This is a genomic window from Streptomyces sp. NPDC026515 (assembly GCF_055567595.1).
This window is the reverse complement of record NZ_JBVHQD010000001.1, coordinates 354,017-371,140: the sequence shown is the minus strand read 5'-3', so window position 1 is coordinate 371,140 and position 17,124 is coordinate 354,017. Positions and strand designations below refer to the sequence as shown.

Below are 17,124 nucleotides of genomic sequence, written 5' to 3'. Positions count from 1 at the left end.
TGCCGCTGATCGGCCCGCCTGGTGGGCTGCCGCTGCGCCCCCAGCACGCGCGGCAGCAGTAGGCCGGCACCGCAACGCCCGTATCACGTGGGGCTGACAATCGCAGAGGCAGTCGAACAACTTTCGGTCGGCCCGGTCCAACACGCATGCGTTGGTCGTACGAGATGCGGTGTGCGAGCAGGCACACGCACGACCCTGGCCTGCGGGATCCCAGTAGAGGCGGCTTGGCCGGATTCCGTCGCCTCTCACCGATCCGCGACCGATGCTCCGCAGAAGGAATCAGCCATCAAGCAGGCGCTGGTCATCAGTGCTGGCCTGGGCCGAAAGGGAAAGCGTTGCCCGCCAACGACAACACCATCACCGCACTCACCCAGCGTCGCATCGAGCTGGCCCAACGGGCGGGCAGCGACTGGCGATTCTCCGAGAGCCTCAAGGAGCTCAGCGAGGAAATGGCCCAGGAATACGCGGGGCGCGCCCTGGTGGAGCTGATCCAGAACGGGCACGATGCCATCGGCCCGGACGGCCAAGGGCGCATCGGCGTCCTGCTCGATCTGGGCACGCCCGGCCCCGAGGGAGACGTAGAGCACCGAGGAGTGCTCTACGTGGCGAACGACGGCACCGGGTTCACCGAGGACAACTTCCGACAGATCATCGAATTCGGGCTGTCCGGTAAAGGGCCTGGCGAGGGCATCGGCAACAAGGGGCTCGGTTTTCGCAGCGTGCTCCAGTTGACCGACTGGCCTGAGATCTACTCCAAGTCCGATGAGGGCTCGGTCGGCTTCGACGGTTTCTGCTTCCGCTTCGCGACCCCGAAAGACGTGCACGCCCTGGTGAAAGACGCCGAGGCTGCCTCATGGGTGATCGACAAGGTGTCGCCGCTGGCGCTGCCCGTGCCCGCCAACGTCACGGACCCGGCCCTCGACGAGTTCGCCGCGCAGGGATTCTCGACGGTGGTCCGCCTTCCCCTCCACACGGAAAACGCCGTCGCCGCGGCGCTCGACCAAGTCGTGGGGTTGGTACGTGCGCAGGCTCCGCTGCTGCTCTTCCTCGACCGGATCACCGCCCTGACCGTGGAGACGCAGCGGGACGGTGAGGCAGACACGGAGCGTCATGTGCTGACCCGATCCGAGCGGCAGCCGTCCTGGGCCACCGCGGTGGCCGACGGCGGATGGATCACCGAGGTGGATCTGAACGAGGCCGGCCGTTATCTGCTGGCACGCAGGAGCGTCGCCGCCGACACGCTGCACACGGCCATCGAGCGGAGCATCTCGGGCGACGAGATCCACAAGAAGTGGCGAAACTGGCAGGGCGACACATGGGTGGGTATCGCGCTACGCCTCGACCGCGACCTCGATGACGGCTTGATGTACACGTTCCTGCCCATGGGGACCGAGACCCCTTCGCGCTTTCCCGGTCACGCACACGCGCCGTTCTTCGCGAAGATGGCCCGGTTGCACCTCAATGACTCGGTGGCACTCAACGACTTCCTCTTCGACGAGCTGGCCGCCCTCTGTCTCGACACCGCGCGGCACCTGCGCGCCCACGCTCCCCGGATCCTCGCTGTACGCCTGGTGCCCGATGCAGTGTCCTGGACACGGCTCGACCGGATCAACGCCGCCGCGAACGGCGCGTTGGCCGACGAAACGGTGGTTCCCCTCGCCGGCACCGACGAGGACGGGTGGGGTTCCCTGCGGGAGTCCTTCGCCTGGCCCGACGACGGCGTCCCGTGGAAGGTCATGACGGCAACGGCGCTGGCCGCCACCGGCGCCCGGATCGTGGACCCAGGTGTGGGAGCCGTACGCCAGAAGAGGATCGACGCCCTGCATACCAAGCTGCTCGACGGACAGCTCATGCGGGCGACGGCGCGCACCAAGGCCGTATGGGCCGAGCACCTGGCCTCGAATCTGCACCGTGGGACAGCGGCTCGCGTGGGCCTGGAATGGGCCGACCTCTACGACGACCTGGCTCAGGCCTTCCGGACGGAAGGCGGCACCGAGCTGCGTAACCGCAAGATCGTCCTCGACCACAACGGTGAACTACGGAGGACCTTGGGCGGCGAGCCCGACTCGGGAAGGAAGGAGGAGAGCGTCTTCTTCGCGCCGGAAGGATCCGGCGCGGACGCGGCTGCCCGCGTCCCGAGCGACCTGCGAGCCCTGCGACGACGCGTCGTCTTCACGCATCCCGGCATCGCCTGGCGTCCGTCGGGCCAGGGTTTCCTCGAAGGCAATCGCCTGATCCGCCCGTACCAGATCGAGCGTATCCTGGACGCGCTGCGTGACCTGCTCGCCCACCGGCCTTCCGCCGCGCTCTGCCGAGATGCCCTGGTCTTCGCCTACCGTCAGTACCCGCACCTCGGCCAGGCTCAGCGCGGACGACTCGCCGCCATCGGTTTCCGGGTGCCCGTGCGGGACGGCGGTTGGGCCAAGGCGGCCGACTGCCTGATGTCTCCGCAGTGGGGCACCGAGGGCGCCCAACTGCTCACGCGTTTCCTGGACGCGGGCGGCAGCGCCGTCCCCGAACTGGCCGCGCTGCGCCAACGTCTGACAGCCGCCCCCGACGGCTGGCCCGTGCGAGTGACGGTTCCCAAGACGTGGCGCGAGTTCCTGCTGAACATCGGCGTGCGCGACGGGTTGCCCCTTGCAGAAGTCACGTTCCCGTCGTACGAAGGCAGGGAACTGCAGCCGTGGCGCCTCGCCCGCCGCTTTCCGCTCTCCGGCGCCGTCGCCAAGGCCTGGGACGGGGACGTACGGCAGGGATGGTCGTCAGGCAACCACCCCTATACGCCCTACGCCTTCGATCGGGGAGTGTCCCACCTGCCGGGTCTGGAGGCGGTGGAGGAGCTCAACGACGCGAGCCGCCGTCTGTTCGCCGACATGATCCTGCACGGGCTGCGGACATGGCCCGAGAGCGCGCTCACGGTAGGCGTTCGCCGCCCGAGCGCCCGGCACAGCAGCTACCAGGACCCGCACACCTGGCCCACCCCGGTGGCCTCCTTCCTCCGCCACATGCCCTGGCTGCCGGTCGAGGACAGCGCGGAGGGCCACCTCTCCTTCGTCGCGCCCAGCCGGGCCTGGTACAGCGGCGACGCCGAGCTTCCGCCCTTCGTCCCACAACTTCCCCTCCCGGTCCGGCGTCTGCTCGGTGAGAAACGCACACTGGAACGGCTGCGCAGGCTGGGACTGCGTCTGTGGGACGAGCCCGGCGACTCGGCTGCGGCGGTGCAGTACCTCGGAGTACTCCTGGCCGACGGCCATGTGCCGGGCCGTTTCGCCGCCCGATTCAAGAGGCACTACCGGCAGGCGTGGCAACACGCGGCTGCCTCCGGGACATGGCCCTGGGACGACGAGGAGACCGTGCGTCTGGCCGTGGTACAGGGGAGCGCGCTGCGCGCGCACGCGGTGTCGGACGCGGTGTCGGACGCGGACATCGACGAGGAGAGTGGGGAGCCCGCGGACTCGGGCGCACGCGCCGTCTACATCATCGACGAGGTCGCCCCGCTGAAGGAATCCCTGGTCGAGCTGGCCGGGCATCCCGTTCTCGTCGCCGCTCCCGAGCACGGCAAGGACATCGCGCGGCTACTGGAGCGACGCGGGGTCCCCGTTCGCAGGCTTTCCACGACGGAATTCCACGTCCGCGCCGCAGACGGCGAGTTGATCACCCCGACCAGCGGCCGACCGCTGCTCACGGACGACAGGGAGTGGCTGGTCACCCTCGTCGCACTCGTGCTGGAACTGAAGTCGGGAGCGTTCACACGGCGCAGCGAACAACGGGTCCGCAGCCTCTTGGACCTGCTCCACCTCATCCGCGTCGCGTCAACCGAGGAGGTCGAGATCCTGGTCGCCGGCCACCCTGCGGCGCCCCCGCCAACAGCACGCGCCCTGGCCCTGCCGCATCCGGAGCACCCCACTGTCGTGGTGTGGACCGGTGACGACGGTCGCAGCGAACTCCAGGCATGCGCGCCGGCTGTGGCCCAGCTTCTCGGCAACCCCTCCCTGCAGGACGCGCTCGAACTGGCTCTGATGAAGGTGCAGCAGCAGCTCGGCGGCACACCACCGGACGACGTCACGGACGTGGACGACCGCACGCTCGCGTTCGCGCTCGACACGACTGAGGAGAAGGTCGCGGAGGTACGCCGCGGGCTCACTGGCGAACTCACCACACTCGTACGTCGGTTGCGACCTGTCCTGGTCTGCGCGGAGGGCCCCGACCGGGCTGCCGCCGTGGATGACGACCTGCGCCGCTGCCGCTCCGAGGAGGCGCTGCTCGATGTGATCGACCGGTATCGGGCCACATCGCGGATCCCCGCCCGCGAACTGCTGGACCTCATCCACGAGCACCGCTCCCTCGCCGACCTGCGAGACGCTCTCGGCCTCGACTTCCGTGCCTTCAACGCCGCGCTCAAAGCGATCGGCCCGCCCTACCGCCCCCTGGCCCATCCCGATCTGCACGAGCGGGCTTTCGACGACTTCGTGCGCGCCCATGCCGGCACCATCCTGGACCGGCTGAGGGAGCACTACACCCCCCTGGCCGCGAACGGCCAGGACGTGTCCGGGTACGCCCGGGCACGTCACTTCGAAGGACTGGCCCCCGACCCGTCGTGGTTGCCCCTGTTCAGGGTGCCGACGACGACGATCATGCGCGAGCATGTCCGCGCGTGGCTGCGCGCTCAAGGATGCGAGGAAGGCGTTTCGGACGAGCTGGGCGAGGACGGCCCGCACCGTCCTGCCCTCAAGCCGGTGGGGGAACTCCGAGCGGCCAACGCCGCCGGGCTCGACGCTCTCGTCCCCGGCCTCGTCCCGCTGGTGAAGGCGTGGTGTCGCGTCCACGAGGTGCCGGTGCCTGCAGCCTGGCTGCAGGCACCTCTCATGCACGCCAAGGACAGCCTTGACCGCTCCGGCTTGGCCGACCTGCTCCTCCTCACCGATGTTCAGTTGCTGCGGGCCATCTCCCGAAGCCTGGGCTGGCCCCCGGCCATGCCCCTGACCGCCGACGCGGCCCGGCTCGGTCTGTCCCCGGCGGATCTGGCCGCCTCGACGCGCCGGCGATCCGGTGGGGCCACCCTGTCCACACCCACGATTGCCATCGGCAACACCGAAATCCCCGTCGGCCGCGACCAGTTGGCCCGGATCGCCGAGCTGGCGCACAGCAGCATCGACGAAGCCCTGCTGAATCAACCCGCGACGACACGGCTCACGCCCATGACGTCGGTCGCTCGATTTCACAGCGCCCGCTCCACCGCTGCCGGCCTCGGTCTCCCGCGTGTCCCCCGCCCCACGGACGACCAGCGGGAGGCGATCGGCCTGGTGGGCGAGGTCGTGGCGCGCGCCTGGCTGAACCGCAGACACCAGGTCGTTCACTGGCGTTCGGGCTATGCCGCTCTTCTCGGCAGCCCCGGCGAAAGGGCAGCCGCCTCGGACGCCCATGGCTACGACTTCGAGGTCTCCTGGCGCAAGACCTCGCTGTTCTACGAGGTGAAGGCCCTGTCCGGCGCCTGGACGGGATCACCGGACGATGGCGAGTACGAGTTCGAGCTGGGGGCCTCGGAGCACCGCGCGGCGACCGCGCACGCCTCCACCACGCGCTACCGCATCCTCCTCGTGACCTCAGCCCTGGACCCCACGTCCCGCCGTTTGTTCGAACTACCCAATCCGGTCTCGCCCAGAGGCAGGGACTACTTCCGCATCGTGGGCCACGGCCTGCGCCTGCGCTGCGCCCCCGGCCGGTAACACGGCCCCGCACCTCGGCGGACAGGCAGCACCGCTTGCATACCCGCCAAGATCCGACTCGCCAGCAAAGCCGCCCCGGCGCCAACCCACGCACCGCCGGGGATCGAACCTGCCCAACGCCAAACCGCCCCACCTGGGACATTCGCCAAGGTGGGGCCGTACCGACGGACGAGTCGGGCTGTGCGACGGAGCTGTTCCGCCCGTTGCCAATCAGGCCACCAGGTGGACCGACCGCTGTCGTACAACTGGACGCCACCGATCCGTTCGCCGACACCGACGCGGAGTGGTTCCGGCTGGCCACCGCGCACGGGCTGTTCGGCGAGGACGGCGGCTTCCTGGTCACGCTGGGGCACGGCGGCTGTTTCCGGGTCCGGCTCGGGAAGGATTGGCGGCTCGCCGAGGTCCTGCGGAATCAGCCCCGCTGCCCAGAGTTCATGACGCTCTCCCCGGACGGGAAGACGCTGATCGGCGTCACCACCGAGGAATACGAGATCCGGCTGATCGTGGTCGACGACGTCCCTGCGTACCAGGAACAACGGGCCCTGAGACTGGCGCGGGAGGAGAGCGAGGAGGAGCGGGAAGCGGCCTGGGACGGGCTGTTCAGGCTCCGGATTCCACAGCAGACACGGGAGCGGTGGGCGATCGGGCTCCTGACCAACGCCTCTCTGCCCGACGACCTCCGGCTCGACCTCGTGGTACGCACCGGGAGATACTACGGCCACGACCTGCTCGCCGACCTGATCGACCAACTACTCCTCCACCCGGACTGGAAGGTGCGCAGCGCCCTGGTCGACACCGGTACCAACCAGCTGACGCCCGGCCAGTGGAGCCGCCTCGTCCTCTCCGAGGAGAACGACCGCCGCCGCTGGGCCCTGGTCAGCGTCACCGTCGACTACGGCGCAACGTTCACCACCGCCGCTTACGAACCTCTCGCCGCCGATCCCGTCCCGCGTGTCCGTGCCGAGGCCGCCGCACTGACGGGCCTGCCAGTCACCGTGGCCCGCGCCCTCCTCACCGACCCCGAGTCTCAGGTCCGACGGTCCGCCTACCCCGCGGCCTGACCGGACCTCGACGCCGACGAGCGCCGCGCGCTCCTCACCGACGCCGACCCCGGCGTCCGCGCCGCCGCCCGCCGGCTGCACCACCGTGAACAGCCGGTCACACTCCGCGGCTTCCAGAGACGACTCGCCACAAAAGACCTCGCCGTCGCCATGAACTTCAACCACTCCCAGAAGATCGCGACAGCCCACGCCATCACTGACCTGCTGGCTGCCAAGGAGGTCGACACCCGCGACGATCTCCACGCATGGCTCGACCACCAGGCCAATCGCGCCGCTCTACGCACTGTGAAAGGGGTGGGACCAAAGAGCGTCGACTACATCAGCAATCTCGTCGGCCGTTCGCAGGTCGCCGTCGACGTACATCACGCACCTTCGCCGCGGATGCCGGCGTGCCGCACCTCTGCTACGAGGAGCTGCGAGCCGCGTACGAGGAAGCCGCCGCACTTATCGGGCACGACCAAGGCGGACTGGAACATGCCGTCTGGCGGTACAGGTCGGGGGCCGTGTAGCCACCACTCCTGCACCAGCCTTCTGAAAGCCGGAAGTCTGCGCTCTGCTGAACAGCTGGGGCGGGGAAGGCGACGGCGGGGGGATACGTGGAGTTCTACAGGCCTCGAGCAACTTTCCGCCGCCTAACGGGGTAAGCCCGCGAAAGACCGGAAAGGGCCTCCGTAGCAGATCAGAGGCCCTTTCCAACGTAAAACCGCAGCTTGCGGCAGGTGAGTCAGGCTATACGCCGGGTTCTGGCCCCTTTGAGGACGTGCCATAGACCCGATCCCTCTCGCCCCCTGAGGTACGCCGCCGATGAAGGACTGTCAGTCCTCGTCTGGCGTCAGCCGCAGCGAAATGCTGTTGATGCAGTACCGCTGGTCGGTCGGGGTCGCATACCCCTCCCCCTCAAACACGTGGCCCAAATGCGACCCACACCGCGCACACCGCACCTCGGTCCGCACCATCCCGTGTGAACGGTCGGACACCAGTTCCACCGCATCCGAGTTGCGTGCATCGTAGAAGCTCGGCCACCCGCAGTGGGACTCGAACTTCGTGGTGGAGGTGAACAGCTCCGCACCGCAGGCACGACAGGAGTAGACACCCTTGGTCTTGGTGTCGGTGTACTCACCGACGAAGGCCGGCTCGGTCGCCGCCTGACGCAGCACGGCGTACTCGGCCGGGGTCAGCTCCGCCCGCCACTGCTCGTCCGGCTTGTCGACGTCGTACGACATGACTCTCAGCCCCTTACTTCGCCAGGCGTTCAAGGATCTTCGGGCCCAGGTCGGTCACATCGCCCGCGCCCATGGTGAGAACCAGATCACCGGGCTTCGTCATTCCCGCGAGCACGGAGGGGACCTCGGCCTTGTCGTGGACGGCGGTGACGTCGGCGCCCGCGGCCCGTGCCGCCTCGATGATCAGCTCGCTGGTGACACCGGGTACCGGGTCCTCGCGCGCCGGGTAGATGTCCAGGACCACCGAGGCGTCCGCGAGGGCCAGCGCCTCGCCCATCTCCTTGCCCAGCTCCTGGGTGCGGGAGAACAGGTGCGGCTGGAAGACGACCAGGATCCGGGCGTCGCCGGCGGCGGCGCGCATGGCCTCCAGGTCGGCGGTCATCTCGGTGGGGTGGTGGGCGTAGGAGTCGATCACCTGGACGCCGGCCGCCTCCCCCTTGAGCTGGAGGCGGCGCTTGACGCCCGTGTACGCGGCGAGAGCGGGCGCCAGCTCGGCGGCGGGGACCCCGAGGGCCACGCCCGCGGCGAGCGCGGCGACGGCGTTGTGCGCGTAGTGCCGGCCGGGCACCGAGACCGTGAAGGTCAGCCCGGTCCCCTCCATCTCGATGGTGACCTCGCTCTTCAGACCCTGCGGTACGACGGACAGCACCCGCACGTCGGCGTCGGCGGCGGCGCCGTAGGTCACCGTCCGGACCTTCCCGCCCAGCCGCCGGGTCAGCTCGCGCGCGCCCTCCTGGTCCGCGTTGATCACCAGCGTGCCACCGGGCACGATCCGGCCGGCGAAGGTCTCGAAGGACTCGTAGATCTCGTCCATGGAGGCGTAATTGGCGTGGTGGTCGAGCTCCACGTTGAGGACGATGGCGACCTCGGGCGCGTACTTGTGGAAGCTGCGGTCCGATTCGTCCGCCTCGGCGACGAAGATCTCGCCCTCGCCGTGCAGGGCGTTGGAACCGGGGGCGCCCAGGTCGCCGCCGATGGCGTACGACGGTTCGCGGCCCAGCTCGGTCAGCGAGACGGCCAGCATCGAGGTGGTCGTGGTCTTGCCGTGGGTGCCCGCGACGGCGATCGGCCGCGCGCCGTCCATCAGGGCGGCGAGGGCGTCGGAGCGGTGCACCACGGGGATGCCCAGCTCGGCCGCGCGCGCCAGCTCGGGGTTGTCCGCGCGGATCGCCGACGAGACGACGACACAGCTGGCGTCGTCGGCCAGGTGCCCGGCCGCGTGTCCGATGTGCACGGTGACGCCGAGCGCCCGCAGCGCCTCGGCGGTGGCCGACTCCTTGGCGTCGCTCCCGGCCACCTCGGCGCCCCGCTGGGCGAGGATCTTGGCGATCCCGGACATCCCGGCGCCGCCGATCCCGATGAAGTGCGGTCGCTCCATGGCGGAAGGAAGGCCGGGTGCCATGTGTTTCTCCCAGAGATGTCGACGTGCGAAAGCGGTCTCCAGCCTATGCGCACCAGCACCGGGTGCCGTGCAGGGGACATGAGCAGGGGCACCCCGCGGGGGGGCACGGGGAACCGGCCGGTCGGCCACGGCGCGGGCGCGGCCGCGAACCCGTCTCCACGGCGCCCGCGCGTCCCCTTACGCCTTGCTGTGCGAGAACAGTTTCAGCACCGGCACGCCCACCTTGTGCCGCGCCCGGGACGCCCAGTCCCGGTGGAAGAACTCCTCCACGTAGTGCGGATCGGTCAGCACGATCACCTCGTCCGCGCCGACCTCTTCCACCACCGATCTGAGCGCGTCCAGCGGGTGGTCCTCGACCATCCGCCCGTGCGCCGTGCTCCCCGCCGCCCGCAGGGCCGCCAGGGACACGTCCAGCGCCTGTTCGGCCGGACCCTTCGCCGCGTCGCCCTCCGGCGTCTCCCGCTCGCGTGCGGCTTCGTCCAGTTCGCCGAGTGCGATGTCGTCGATGGCCCGCAGCAGGCGGTCCGCCTGGTCGCCGCGCGGCTGCAGCAGTACGTGGAAGGTGACCTGCTCGTCCCCGTGCAAGGTGGTGACGAATTCCACGTCGGCGGACGTCAGGGCCTTCTCGATCATCAGAACGCTTGTGAACACGAGGCGCCTCTTCTCCTGAGAGGGCCGCTTGGACCCTCTGTCCTCCCTGGGGCCTAGCCAGCCCTGCGGAAACCATCCTGCCCCGTGATCGCACGGGTACTGCCGGATTCAGTGTGCCCGCCGGAAGCTAAGCGGAACGGTGGACTCCGCCGAATTCAGGACCGCCGGTAGCGGCTGAACAGGAATCCGGCCTCCTCCAGCAGGGACACTAGTTCGAAACGCCTGGGGACGGTGACACCGGGGCCCCCGGAAATGCGCTGCGCCCCTCCCGCCGTGAGCATCGGGGACATCGTCAGGCACAGCTCGTCCAGGACGTCGGAGGCGATGAACTGCCCGAGCAGCCGGGGTCCGCCCTCGGTGAGCAACCGGGTGAGGCCGAGGCCGGCGAGGGCGCTCACGGCGCGGGCGGGGTCGACGCCGACGCCGTCACCGGCGACCACCACCCGGGCGCCGGCCTGCTCGGCCGCGGCGACGCGGTCGGGTGCGGCCGCCGCACCGGTGAGGATCAGGGTGGGCACCAGCGGCGAGGTGAACAGCGGGAGCGTGAAGTCGAGGTCCAGGCTCGCGGTGACGACGGCGACCGCGGGAGCCGGGCCCTGCCCCGCCGCCACCCGGGCCCCGGCGAACTCCGCCCGCGCGCGGGCCGGCCGGTACCCCTCCTGACGTACCGTTTCCGCACCCACGACCACGACATCGGCGAGGGCCCGCAGGGTGCCGAAGATCCGCATGTCGGCGGCGCTGGAGATGGGCTGCGACCGTCCGTCGTGCTGGGCCGCGCCGTCGAGCGTGGACACCATGTTGCCCCGCAGCCACACCCCAGGCCCCTCGGGATAGCCGTAGGCGCGCGCCAGCTCGGCCAGACTCCACTCCCCCCCGGCCGGACCGCCGGACACCGGGGCCGCTGTCTCTTCGGTCACAGGGAACAGGCGTCGCATGTCGTGCAGTGTGGCACGGCAACTACCATGGATGACCGTGTCGTCTTCTCCCGCCGCCTCCGAGGTCAGCCCCATAGCCGACGCGGCCCCGCTGTCGCTGTGCGCCCGCTCCCCGCACGTCCCCGCGGACCGGCTGGTCGCCGAGATGGTGCCGCCGCCCCGCTTCGACTCGGTCCGCTTCGCCACGTACATCCCGGACCCGAACCAGCCGAGCCAGACCGCGGCCGTACGCGTCCTCGAAGGGTTCGCGGCCGGTCTCGGCGGAGCGCACGCGGCGGCCGGCGGCAAGCGGGGTTTCTTCGGCCTCGGGAAGGCCAGGGCACCGAAGGCTCCGGCCGGGCCCCGCGGGGTCTACCTCGACGGCGGGTACGGCGTCGGCAAGACCCACCTGCTCGCCTCGCTCTGGCACGCCACCCCGGCCGAGCCCGCGCTGAAGGCGTTCGGCACCTTCGTGGAGCTGACGAACCTGGTCGGCGCGCTCGGCTTCCAGCAGACCGTGCAGACCCTCTCCGGCCACCGTCTGCTGTGCATCGACGAGTTCGAGCTGGACGACCCCGGCGACACGGTCCTGGTGTCGACGCTGCTGGGCCGCCTGGTCGACGCGGGGGTCGCGCTCGCCGCCACCTCCAACACGCTGCCGGGCAAGCTCGGCGAGGGCCGGTTCGCGGCGGCCGACTTCCTGCGCGAGATCCAGGGCCTGTCGGCCCGCTTCCGGGCCCTGCGCATCGACGGCGAGGACTACCGCCACCGCGGTCTGCCCGAGGCGCCGGCGCCGTTCTCCGAAGAACAGGTGGCCAAGGCGGCCTACGCCACCCCGGACGCCTCGCTCGACGACTTCCCGCAGCTCCTGGACCACCTGGCGAAGGTGCACCCGAGCCGGTACGGCGCGCTGACCGACGGCGTGGCGGCGGTCTGCCTCACCGACGTGCGGCCGATGCCGGACCAGTCGACCGCACTGCGGCTGGTGGTCCTCGCGGACCGGCTCTACGACCGGGAGATCCCGGTCCTGGCCGCCGGGCTGCCCTTCGACAGGCTGTTCAGCGAGGAGATGCTGAACGGCGGCTACCGGAAGAAGTACTTCCGCGCGATATCCCGGCTCACCGCCCTGGCCCGGGACGCCAAGGGGCTCGTCGCCGCCGAGTAGACCCCGCTATTCGATCAAGATCGCGGGTCAAGAGCTCGATCGAGCCACCCGACCGGCATTTTTCACGCTCTCTTCAGTTCGCAGCACCCAGTTGACCCTGCAAACGGCTCTGCAGGGCTAACGTGTTTCTTGACCAACCATTGACCTGTGTTTGGTGCGCACAAGAGGCGCGAACTGCTGCGAGGGGGGCACATGTTCCGTGGTACGACGGCCCGGACCGCATTCTCGCTCCTGGCCGCCGCTCTGCTCGCCGTCCAGCTCTTCGCGCCCGCGGCAACATTCGCAACCGCGCACACACTCCGTCATGTCGAGGCCAAGGCCCAACCCGGTCCGAAGCCCTCGGCGGCGTTCGTGCGCGACGACTCGCACGCCCTCCTCGACCGCGGCCGCTGCGGGGCACCCCCCAGCCCGCCGCAGACCGCCGACCGCCATCGCAGCGCGACCGCCGGCTGGGCCGACGACCGTCCGTCCACCGCCCGGCACACCGAGGCGATACCGGCTCCGCCGGCCCCCGCGACCGCGCACCAGCGCACGCCCAGAGCGTCCAGAGCCCACGCGCCGGCCGCGCTTCAGGTCTTCCGCTGCTGAGCGACGGGCTCCGCCCGCTCGCCCCCCCCACAACCGTCGTGCAAGCCCGACGCGCCGCTCCGGCGCGCCAGGAGGAGTCCACAGATCATGCAGCCCCTCATCGACAACGCCCGTACGTTCGGACAGCGCCCTGAGGAGTTCGCCAAGCTCGCCGCAGGCCAGTCCCCGCAGGTGCTCTTCATCACCTGCTCCGACTCCAGGGTCGTTCCGGCCCTGATCACCGGCGCCCGCCCGGGCGAGCTCTTCGAGCTGCGCACTGCGGGCAACATCGTCCCCCCGTACGCCTCGGTCCACCCCACCAGCGAGGCGGCCACCATCGAATACGCCGTGGAGGTGCTCGGCGTCCGCGACGTCGTCGTCTGCGGACACTCGCACTGCGGCGCCGTCGGCGCGCTGGTGCGCGGCGACGACCTGACCGCCGTACCCGCCGTACGGGACTGGCTGGCCCGTGCCGAGCCGCGCCCGACCGGGGCGGTCGAGGATCCGGCCGTCGCCGAGGGCGTGCAGAACCACGTGCTCGCCCAGCTGCTGCGGCTGCGCTCCTATCCGTTCATCGACAGGAAGCTGGCGCGGGACGAACTGACCCTGCGCGGCTGGTACTACGAGGTCCACACCGGTGCCGTGCGCGAACACCGCGCCGAGACCGACGCGTTCGAAACCCTGTGAGCGTCACGATGACCAAGTTCTCCCACTTAAAACAGGACTTCACCGCCTCTTTCGTCGTCTTCCTGGTCGCGCTCCCGCTCTGCGTGGGCGTGGCCGTGGCCTCCGGTGTACCGGCCGAACTCGGCCTGGTCACCGGCATCGTGGGCGGTCTCGTCACCGGCATGCTGCGGGGCAGCAGCCTTCAGGTGTCGGGGCCGGCCGCCGGTCTGACCGTGCTCGTCTTCGAGGCGGTGCGGGAGTTCGGGCTGCCGTTGCTCGGGGTGATCGTGCTGGTCACCGGCGTGCTCCAGATCGCCATGGGTGTGCTGCGGCTCGGCCGCTGGTTCCGGGCCATCTCGGTCTCCGTGGTCGAGGGCATGCTGGCCGGAATCGGCCTGGTCCTGATCGCCGGTCAGCTGTACCCGGCGCTCGCCGCCAAGGCCCCGGAGTCGGGACCCGGCAAGATAGCCGGACTGCCCGGGGCGTTCACGGACGCTCTGGGGGACGGCGGGGCACTGGCCTCACTCGCCCTCGGTGCGGGCACCGTCGCGGTCCTCGTGCTGTGGACGTACCTCCCCGCGAAGGCGCGGACGGTTCCGGGCCCCCTGGCCGCCGTCGGGCTCGCCACCCTGGCCGCGTTCCTGCTGACCCTCCCGGTCGCCACCGTCGAGGTGCACGGGCTGCTGGACTCCGTGCAGCCGCCGCCGCTGAGCGCCTTCGGCGAACTGGCGGGTCTCGGGGTGATCGGCACGATCGTCGCGTTCACGCTGATCGCGTCCGCCGAGTCGCTGTTCAGCGCGGCGGCCGTGGACCGGCTGCACAAGGGTCCGCGCACCCAGTACAACCAGGAGCTGATCGCGCAGGGCGTGGGCAACGCGCTCTGCGGGATGCTCGGCGCGCTGCCGATGACCGCGGTGATCGTGCGCAGCGCGGCCAACGTGCAGGCGGGCGCCCGGACCAAGGCGTCCCGGGTGCTGCACGGCCTCTGGCTGCTGCTGTTCGCCGCACTGCTGCCAGGAGCCCTCGCATACATACCGGTCCCGGCGCTGGCCGGGGTCCTGGTCTACTCGGGTGCCAGGCTGATCCCCGTGCGCGCGCTGACCGTGCTCTGGCGCGAGCACCGGGGCGAGGCACTGGTCCTGGTCGTCACCGCGGTGTCGATCGTGGCGGTCAGCATGTTCGAGGGCGTGCTCGTCGGGCTGGCCCTGTCCATCGTCAAGACCGCCTGGGAGGCCTCGCACATCAAGCTGGAGGTGGTCGACAAGGGCGCCGGCCCGATCGACGCCAGTCTGTCCGGCAACGCGACGTTCCTGCGGCTGCCCAAGATCCTCGACAGCCTGGAGGCGCTGCCCCACGACCGCCCGATCCGGGTGGACCTGTCGGGGCTGCACCACCTCGACCACGCCTGCCGGACCGCGCTGGAGGGCTGGGCCGAGCGGCACAGCGACGCCGGCACCGAACCGGTGAGGGTCACGGCCGTCTGAACCGGCGGCCGCTCCCGGGCCGGGACGCCGACGCCCCTCGGCATCCCGGCCCGGACCCGCTCCCGGCGGGCGTGGCTCCGGACCACTCACCGGGCATATCGTTGCAGTGTCAGACATAGCGGACCTCTCTGGTTGGAGGTCGTGATGGTTCAGGAGCTGCTGGTCTCGGTGGTGGCGGCGCTGTGTGTGGGCGCGCTGTACCTGGCCGCCGGGGCGCGGGTCGTCAAGCAGTACGAACGGGGTGTCCTGTTCCGGCTCGGCCGGGTCACCGGTGCCGTACGACAGCCCGGATTCAATCTGGTGATCCCGTTCGCGGACCGGCTGTACAAGGTCAACATGCAGATCGTCACCCTGCCGGTCCCCGCGCAGGAGGGCATCACCCGCGACAACGTCACGGTGCGCGTGGACGCGGTCGTCTACTTCCGGGTGGTCGACGCGGTGAGTGCGCTGGTCAAGGTCGAGGACTACAAGTTCGCCGTCTCACAGATGGCCCAGACCTCGCTGCGGTCGATCATCGGCAAGAGCGACCTCGACGACCTGCTCTCCAACCGCGAGCAGCTCAACCAGGGCCTGGAGCTGATGATCGACAGCCCGGCCGTGGGCTGGGGCGTGCAGGTCGACCGGGTCGAGATCAAGGACGTGTCGCTGCCGGACACGATGAAACGGTCGATGGCCCGCCAGGCCGAGGCCGACCGGGAGCGCAGGGCCCGGATCATCAACGCCGACGCCGAGTTCCAGGCCTCGAAGAAGCTGGCCGAGGCGGCCCAGCAGATGGCGAGCACCCCGGCGGCCCTGCAACTGCGCCTGCTGCAGACGATCGTGGCGGTGGCGGCCGAGAAGAACTCCACCCTGGTCCTGCCCTTCCCCGTGGAGCTGCTGCGCTTCCTGGAGCGGGCCCAGCAGCCCACGCCGAACGGCGGCGCCGGGCTCGGCCCTCCCGGCCTCTCCGCACCCGGGCAACCCGACCCCGGCGAACGGCGTGCCCGAGCCGAGGAAGCACCCGAAGTGGACGGACGGCAGCGGCCCCGCTCCGCGTGACCTGCTCCGGGGCACGGGGCAGGCACGGTGGAAGGCCAGCCCCGGCCGTGCCCGCCGCCGCCCGGGTGACCGCGGCGGTCCCGGCGTCGCGCCACCCCAAAAAAACGGACAATCCGACCTACGTTCATAGGGTGATCCGATCAGTACGCCGTCTTACCGGTATGACCGTCGCCAGCGTCGCCCTGGGCGCCGCGCTCGCCGCCTGCGGCACCGCCCAGGCTCCCCACACCGGCCACACCGGCCACCCGGCCCCCGCCAGGCCCGCTCCGGCCGCCAAGCCACCCACGCTCCCCGCGCGCCCGGGCGGTCCGGCGCGCGTCTTCTCCAACGGCCCGCGCACCCTGGGCAAGACCGTCGCCCTGACCTTCGACGCCGACATGACCGCCGACCAGGGACCCCGCGCGGCCTCCGGCGAGCACTTCGACAATCCCGCCCTGATCGCGACCCTGCGCCGGCTGAAGGTGCCGGCCACGGTCTTCATGACCGGCCGCTGGGCCGACGAGTACCCGGACCAGGCCCGCTCGCTGGGCCACGACCCGCAGTTCGAGGTCGCCAACCACTCCTACAGCCACTACGCGTTCACCGGCGACTGCTACGGCCTGCCGACCGTCGCCGCCGCGAACATGAAGTCGGACGTGGAGCGCGCCTACGCGGCCCTGCTGAGGGCGGGCGTACCGCATCCGATGCCGTACTTCCGTTTCCCCGGCGGCTGTTACGACCAGCAGGCGCTGCGCGCGGTCGGCTCGCTCGGGGTCACCGCGGTGCAGTGGGACGTGGTGAGCGGCGACGCGTTCGCGACCGACGCCGACGCCGTGACCCAGCAGGTGCTGGACGGGGTCAAGCCCGGGTCCGTGGTCGTCATGCACTGCACACGCAGCGCCGCCCCGACCACCGAGGAGGTGGTCCGCCACGTCGTACCGGAACTGCGCAACCGGGGCTTCCGCTTCGTGAAGGTGTCCGAGCTGATCGGCGAGACCCCCGGTCACCGCTGACCGTCCTGCCCCCGAGGGATGAGCGACGAGGGCTACTGCACGATCACCGGGGCCGCGAAGCCGCCGACGGCGGACGGTCCGCCGTACGCGACGGGGTCCCCCGCTCGAACGCAGCCGAGAGTGGGGGAGCGTGCTGTGCCGGGAGCCGGCCGAGTACCCGGAGTCGTACGAGGGCATCACGATGTGCCCGGCCCGCGAGTGGCAGGAGGCCCGGCGGAGCGCCTGCTCCGGGTGA

The 17,124-nt window shown here is 70.6% G+C and carries 12 protein-coding genes and 1 pseudogene; 9 read left to right on the top strand and 4 right to left on the bottom strand.

Annotated elements, in window-relative coordinates; translation table 11 throughout:
- Window positions 1-335 precede the first annotated feature (335 nt).
- Together ACZ4O3_RS01545 and ACZ4O3_RS01540 are read left to right on the top strand one after the other, a co-directional pair.
- Window positions 336-5,726 (top strand): sacsin N-terminal ATP-binding-like domain-containing protein, encoded by a 5,391-nt coding sequence (locus ACZ4O3_RS01545; RefSeq protein WP_467720770.1) that lies wholly within the window; start codon window positions 336-338, stop codon window positions 5,724-5,726.
- 203 nt (window positions 5,727-5,929) lie between these two features.
- Window positions 5,930-6,787 carry a hypothetical protein gene (locus ACZ4O3_RS01540; RefSeq protein ID WP_467720769.1) on the top strand — a complete coding sequence of 286 codons (858 nt, stop codon included), beginning with the start codon at window positions 5,930-5,932 and terminating at the stop codon, window positions 6,785-6,787.
- 815 nt (window positions 6,788-7,602) lie between these two features.
- On the opposite strand, the gene msrB is transcribed toward ACZ4O3_RS01540, so the two are convergent.
- The 4 genes from msrB to ACZ4O3_RS01520 form a co-directional block, all read right to left on the bottom strand.
- The gene (gene msrB / locus ACZ4O3_RS01535) at window positions 7,603-8,010 is read right to left on the bottom strand and encodes a peptide-methionine (R)-S-oxide reductase MsrB (RefSeq protein ID WP_467720768.1); all 408 of its coding nucleotides are present in this window, start codon (window positions 8,008-8,010) and stop codon (window positions 7,603-7,605) included.
- Between the two features lie 13 nt (window positions 8,011-8,023).
- Window positions 8,024-9,412, bottom strand: a complete 1,389-nt coding sequence (murC, locus tag ACZ4O3_RS01530) for a UDP-N-acetylmuramate--L-alanine ligase (RefSeq protein WP_384997043.1) — start codon at window positions 9,410-9,412, stop codon at window positions 8,024-8,026.
- Between the two features lie 177 nt (window positions 9,413-9,589).
- Complete coding sequence (locus ACZ4O3_RS01525; RefSeq protein WP_362717553.1) at window positions 9,590-10,063, bottom strand: indole-3-glycerol phosphate synthase; 474 nt, start codon at window positions 10,061-10,063, stop codon at window positions 9,590-9,592.
- Between the two features lie 155 nt (window positions 10,064-10,218).
- A complete protein-coding gene (locus ACZ4O3_RS01520; protein ID WP_467720767.1) occupies window positions 10,219-10,998 on the bottom strand; it encodes a pyrimidine reductase family protein in 780 nt (259 codons plus the stop codon).
- Between the two features lie 37 nt (window positions 10,999-11,035).
- Here ACZ4O3_RS01520 and zapE point away from each other — a divergent pair, with 37 nt between their 5' ends.
- From zapE to ACZ4O3_RS01485, 7 genes and pseudogenes are all read left to right on the top strand, one after another.
- Window positions 11,036-12,142, top strand: coding sequence for a cell division protein ZapE (gene zapE / locus ACZ4O3_RS01515; RefSeq protein ID WP_467720766.1), 1,107 nt, complete (start codon window positions 11,036-11,038; stop codon window positions 12,140-12,142).
- Between the two features lie 192 nt (window positions 12,143-12,334).
- Window positions 12,335-12,730 (top strand): hypothetical protein, encoded by a 396-nt coding sequence (locus ACZ4O3_RS01510; RefSeq protein WP_467720765.1) that lies wholly within the window; start codon window positions 12,335-12,337, stop codon window positions 12,728-12,730.
- Between the two features lie 87 nt (window positions 12,731-12,817).
- Window positions 12,818-13,396, top strand: coding sequence for a carbonic anhydrase (locus ACZ4O3_RS01505; protein WP_362723645.1), 579 nt, complete (start codon window positions 12,818-12,820; stop codon window positions 13,394-13,396).
- A gap of 8 nt (window positions 13,397-13,404) precedes the next feature.
- Window positions 13,405-14,859: a SulP family inorganic anion transporter gene (locus tag ACZ4O3_RS01500; RefSeq protein WP_362723648.1), complete on the top strand. Its 1,455-nt coding sequence runs from the start codon at window positions 13,405-13,407 to the stop codon at window positions 14,857-14,859.
- A 144-nt stretch (window positions 14,860-15,003) separates the two neighbouring features.
- Window positions 15,004-15,897, top strand: a complete 894-nt coding sequence (locus ACZ4O3_RS01495) for a slipin family protein (protein ID WP_467720764.1) — start codon at window positions 15,004-15,006, stop codon at window positions 15,895-15,897.
- 161 nt (window positions 15,898-16,058) lie between these two features.
- Window positions 16,059-16,889, top strand: coding sequence for a polysaccharide deacetylase family protein (locus ACZ4O3_RS01490; RefSeq protein ID WP_362723654.1), 831 nt, complete (start codon window positions 16,059-16,061; stop codon window positions 16,887-16,889).
- Between the two features lie 18 nt (window positions 16,890-16,907).
- Window positions 16,908-17,124 (top strand): annotated as a pseudogene (locus tag ACZ4O3_RS01485) (hypothetical protein).